At 64.7% G+C, this 5,097-nt stretch carries 6 protein-coding genes; all 6 read left to right on the plus strand.

The window, feature by feature from the left end; genetic code table 11:
* On the plus strand, positions 1–548 hold a 548-nt coding region (locus tag NP534_RS25515; RefSeq protein ID WP_274100560.1), incomplete at its 5' end, for a glycerate kinase.
* A gap of 203 nt (positions 549–751) precedes the next feature.
* A complete protein-coding gene (locus NP534_RS25520; protein ID WP_274100561.1) occupies positions 752–2,068 on the plus strand; it encodes an AMP-binding protein in 1,317 nt (438 codons plus the stop codon).
* Entirely contained in the window at positions 2,065–3,780 is a 1,716-nt protein-coding gene (locus tag NP534_RS25525; RefSeq protein ID WP_274100562.1) for a prenyltransferase/squalene oxidase repeat-containing protein, read from the plus strand. The genes NP534_RS25520 and NP534_RS25525 overlap by 4 nt, the downstream gene beginning before the upstream one ends.
* A gap of 9 nt (positions 3,781–3,789) precedes the next feature.
* Positions 3,790–4,197: a hypothetical protein gene (locus tag NP534_RS25530; protein WP_274100563.1), complete on the plus strand. Its 408-nt coding sequence runs from the start codon at positions 3,790–3,792 to the stop codon at positions 4,195–4,197.
* On the plus strand, positions 4,194–4,478 hold the full coding sequence (locus tag NP534_RS25535) for an acyl carrier protein (protein ID WP_274100564.1): 285 nt from the start codon (positions 4,194–4,196) through the stop codon (positions 4,476–4,478). The genes NP534_RS25530 and NP534_RS25535 overlap by 4 nt, the downstream gene beginning before the upstream one ends.
* The coding region (locus NP534_RS25540) for an AMP-binding protein (RefSeq protein WP_274100565.1) at positions 4,475–5,097 on the plus strand (623 nt) is incomplete at its 3' end. The genes NP534_RS25535 and NP534_RS25540, both read left to right, overlap by 4 nt.

Raw genomic sequence — 5,097 nt, forward strand, 5'->3', positions numbered from 1 at the left:
CGGCGATCTTCGGCCCGCAGAAAGGCGCAAGCCCGCAACAGGTGCAGGCGCTGGACCAGGCGCTGGGGCATTTTGCCGATCACTGTGCGCGGTTGCGCGGTGAGGATGTGCGCGACTTCCCTGGCTGTGGCGCCGCAGGCGGCATGGGGTTCGCGGCCAAGGCGTTCATGGGCGCGCAATTCAGCCCTGGGGTGGAGGTGGTGGCGGAGCTGGCCGGGCTCGATGCGCTGGTGCAGGGTGCTGACCTGGTGGTGACCGGCGAAGGACGCTTCGACGCCCAGACCCTGCGTGGCAAGACGCCGATGGGCGTGGCCCGGGTCGCCAAGCGTCACGGTGTGCCGGTGGTTGTACTGGCCGGCACGCTGGGGGAGGGCTACCAGCAGCTGTATGCCCATGGGATTGACGCCGCTTTTGCCTTGGTCAACGGGCCGATGAGCCTGGAGCAGGCATGCGCCAACGCGCCAACACTACTGCAGGCGCGCGCGGGTGATATCGCCCGGCTGTGGCGCTGCGCTCCTACCGCCCCAAAAACGCATGTGAAATATTAAAAACATCTTAGTCTGATACCTCGCCCAAAACACAAGGCCAATCGGGTGCTTTTGCCAGAAAAGGACTACATACAGCGAGCGTAAAAGCCCCTATTTAGGCCGATTAATACCTGGCAACTCTCACCGTCGCCGAGAAATAAGTATTTTACTAACCCCCTGTCGCTCGCCAATTCTCTGCGCTGCACATTTGAGAGGGCGAGTCGATGTTGGTTCATGGCGATAAGGATTTCGAAGTATTGAAGAACGCCGAGCGCGAACTTCAACAGCACGTCGGGCATATCCCCGATGCCGCGTTTTATGAGCGAAAATTGCAAGCAGCCTGGATGCGAGCACAGCACAGCGCCCACTACGCAGAGATAGGCCCCTACCGTTTTTCGGCGTTTCAGCAATTACCGCTGACGGCCAAGGCCTTGCTTAAACGTCAGCCATTGGCGTTCTGTACCGTGGCCCTGGGCGATGCGGCCAAGTACTACGCCACTACCGGCACCACGGGCGAGCCGACCCCGACCCCGCGCCTGAAACAAGACATCATCTGGAATGCTGTCAGCGTCGCCGCCCACTGGCGCTCGGTGCTGCGCCCGGGTGCACGGGTGGCCAACCTGATGCCATCGGACATCGTCCCGGTCGGCGACCTGATCGCCAATGTCTGCGAGTACCTGGATGTCTCCCATGTGCGGCTGTATCCGTTCACCACCGGCATCACCGACTGGGACCGGGTGTGCAACACCTTCGACACCTACCGGCCAACGGTGCTGTTCATCGCCCCCGGCGTGCTGGTACAGCTGACCCGCTACCTCAAGCAGCGGGACCTGTTGCACACCTTCGCCCAGTCGGTGCGCTCGATCATGCTGCTGGGCGAGGTCAACACTCAGCCGTTTCGTGAACGTCTGGCCCGTGGCTGGCAGTGCGAGGTGTTCGACGCCAGCTATGGCAGCACCGAAACCGGCACCTTGGCCGCCGTGGGCGAAGACCAGCAGATGCGCCTGGCCACAGCCACCCACTACTTCGAACTGCTGTTGCCCGACGGCAGGCTGGTGACGCCCGCCGAGGGCCTTACCGGGCGCCTCGTGGTCACCCCACTGAACCTGTATGCCCGCCCGTTGCTGCGGCTGGACACCGGCGACAGCGTGACCATCACCGCGCCGTGGCAGCCCGGGCAGCTCAGCCCCAGCCTGCTGATCAATGGCCGCGACAGTGACAGCATCATGGTTGCGGGTGTCAGCCTTGAGATTCGCGCGGTCGAAGAGGTGGTCTACGGCACCTGTGACGCCACCGGCTACGTGATCGAGATCGACCGCCAGAACGACAGCGCCGCCTTGATCCTGGAGCGCGACGTGCACTGGGACAACGCGCAGGAAAGCCAACTGCAAGCGCAACTGCTGGAGCGCTCCCAACAGCTGATGGGCCTGCGCTGGAGCCGCGTGCTGTTCGTCAACAACCTGTCGGCCATCAACAAAAGTGGTGGCTCGCAAAAAAGCTGGAAGAAGACCAACCTGCGCTTCGTGGGGGGCAAGCAATGACCGCACCACGCTTTGCGCAAGGGCGCGGCCTGGGCAATGGCCAGCCTGACCTGTGGTGCACCTACGCCGCCGTGCGCAGCCTGGCCTGGGTCGAGCGCCTCGACAGCGTCGATACGGCCAGCCTGCACACCTACATTCAGTCCCGCCGCAACCGTGACGCTGGCTTCGCCTGGAGCAAAGGCATGCCGTCCGACGCCTGGGCCACGTTCTATTGCTGCGAAACGCTCAAAGACTTGGGCATTGCCATCGAACAGGGCACCCAGACCGCCGAATGGCTGCATACCCTGTTCGACGGTGACGCCTACGCCATGTGCCCGGGGCAGACCGCAGACGTCTGGGCCACCCACTATGCGGTGCGCACCTTGGTCGAGGTTTGCGATGGCCGCGTGGCCGACCCCGATGCCTTGTATGCCTGGCTGCAAGGGCTGCAGTGCAGCAATGGCGGCCTGAGCTGGTCGGCGGACTTTGCCCGGCGCAACCTGGCCGATACCCGTGCCTGCTTCTATGGCGTGATGGCTGCGCGCGCGCTGGCTCGGCAAGGGCTGCCAGCGCCGGCCTGGGACGTGCCGCGGTTGATCGGCTGGTTGCAGGCGCAACAGATGGACGACGGTGGCTTTCGCTTCAGCGAAGCCGCCGAGCGGCCTTGCCTGTGGGCGACCTACCGCGCCACGGCCAGCCTCGCAGCATTACAGGCGCAGCCGCTGGGGCCCGGCGAGTGCGTGGCCTGGATCGAGGCGCTGCGTGGCCCGAGCGGCGCCTTCGTGCGCTGGCAGGGCTATGACGTCGAAGATGTCTGGGCCGCCTTTTGTGCGGTGGGCTCGCTCAAGGCGCTCGGTGAGCCGGTGGCACACCTGGCAGATGCCGTCGCCAGCTTCATCACGACCCTGGCGTTGCCGCAGGGGGGTTACACCTATCGGCAGGTCGACGCTGCGGCTGATGTGCTGACCACGGCGGCGGCAGTGATCGGCGAGCAGTTGACGGATGCACAGCGGGCGGACGCGCTGCGCTGGATCGAGGGCTGCCAGATGCCGAACGAGCCCGGGATCATGTACATGCCGGGGCGTGGGGCGGAAGTGCGTTGCACCAATTGGGGCCTGGCCGCCGGTGCCTTCGCTGACCGCCCCGACGCACGCAAGGCAGTCGGACACTGGCTGGCCTCGCTGCAGAACCCCGACGGTGGCTTCGGTTTCTGGGAGGGGCGTGGTTCTGACCTGGTGTCCACTGCATCGGCGGTGGCGATTCTGCAGCAACTGGGTAACAACGCCGGTGTCGACCTTGTCGAGCTCGAAGCCTTTGTCGCCAGCTGCTGCCAGCAGGGCCGCCATGCCGTGTACCCGCGTGGGCAGGCCACTTTGCGCGCCAGCCTGCAGGCATTGATCTGCCTGCGCCATGTTGGCCGGGATATTCGCGCGCAGGCAAGCGACCTGCTGGCCGCGCACAAGGTGCGTCAGGGCGGCTTCGCCAACCAGGGGCAGCGCATCCCTGATCTGCTCAGCACCTACCAGGCCGTGGCGTTGGCCGCAGCGTTGGGGTTGCCGGTCGACCTGGCGCACCTGCGCTTCTTCCTCGACAAGGTGCGCAGCGGCCCGGGGTATGCCTGGTCGCCGCTCTACCTGCAGGGCCACGACGCGTTGTCGGGCTGCCTGGGGCGCCTGTTGCAGGCGTTTGCCGACGGCAATTGCCTGCGCCTGCCCAACTTGCAGTTGTCGTGAGGAGCAGGCATGCCGACCATCACTGTTACCTGCGCGCCGCTGCAGGCCATTGAACGCAAGCGCCTGGCCCTGGCCTTCACACGCCAGCTCAAGGCGCTGGGTGCCGAGCCAGCGCACTGCATGGTGTTTTTCAACCCGCTGGCGCCTGGCTGCGTGTTCAGCGCGGGCATGCCGTTGCCTACCGTGGACGGTGACGGCGCTGCCTTGCAGTTCTACCTGCGCATCACCTTGTCGGTGGCGCGCGACGCTATAGCCCACGCGGCATTGGCAGAAGGCCTGCACCGCTGCCTGGGCACGCACTACCCGGATGCTTTTGTCTATCTGCAGTTCGATCCGATCCTGCCGGAACAGGTGTTCTACAGCGCGGGAGCGGGACTTATCAATGCCGGCAACCCACAAGGAACAACAGGCCCGTGAGCAACTTATCTATTGAACAGCGTATTCGTCAGGCATTGGCGCAGTTACTGGGCGAGGAGGTCCACGTCATCGATAAACAGGACAGTTTTCGCGACTTCATTGGCGAGCGTTTCGACAGCCTGATGGCCGTCGAAGTCATTACCGCCATTGAAAGCTGTTTTGAAATCGAAGTGGATTACCTGAGTGACGATGTCCGCTACTGGTTTGAAACACTGGAGAAGATGGAAACGTTCGTCGCCCAGAAGCTTGAAGATCAATTGACCCTGCAGGCCGCCGAATGAGCGGCGACCATTTGTTCACCACATCGGGCTCTACCGGTGTGCCACGCCAGTGGCTGCGCAGCCACGCGCAGATGACCCAGGAGGCGGCCTTGATACTCGGCCACTGGGCGGCTGGCGCGACCGAGGTCCTGTCATTTGCGCCGAGCACGCACAGCTACGGCATGATCCTGGGCGAGGTCGGCGCGCGATGGCTGAACGCGCGGCTGCAGGCCTGCTCCCTGGAGCAGCAGGTATTGCCGCAACTCGATGGCGACGGGCCTTGTGTGATCCTCGCCATTGCCAGCACCTGGCGGCTGTTGCCCACCCTGTTGGCGCGCTTGTCGGTACGGCGTTCGGTGCTGGTGGTGCACAGCGCTTCGCTGCTGCCGCCCGACGCCTTGGCCATCGTGCAGCGCCATGCCGGGCCGCAGGTGCGCTTCATCGAACTGCTGGGCGCCACCGAAACCGGCGCCTTGGCCGTTCGCGAGCTGGATGCGCAAAGCAACGCGGAGCAACCCTGGACGCTGTTGGGCGACGTCACGTTGCTCAGCCCGATCGGCACGCCGAGCTCGCTGGAAGTCAGCAGCCCGCGTATCGCCCGGGAGCAGGGGGCTGCGACACCGGCCAGCCGTCACCGTTG

Origin of the sequence: Pseudomonas sp. 39004 (genome assembly GCF_028682155.1) — a bacterium.
Lineage (GTDB): Bacteria > Pseudomonadota > Gammaproteobacteria > Pseudomonadales > Pseudomonadaceae > Aquipseudomonas > Aquipseudomonas capeferrum.

Excerpts from the sequence above, each read along its gene's own strand:
- NP534_RS25520 (WP_274100561.1), top strand. The coding sequence starts at position 752 with ATGTTGGTTCATGGCGATAAGGATTTCGAAGTATTGAAGAACGCCGAG.
- NP534_RS25525 (WP_274100562.1), top strand. The coding sequence starts at position 2,065 with ATGACCGCACCACGCTTTGCGCAAGGGCGCGGCCTGGGCAATGGCCAG.
- NP534_RS25530 (WP_274100563.1), top strand. The coding sequence starts at position 3,790 with ATGCCGACCATCACTGTTACCTGCGCGCCGCTGCAGGCCATTGAACGC.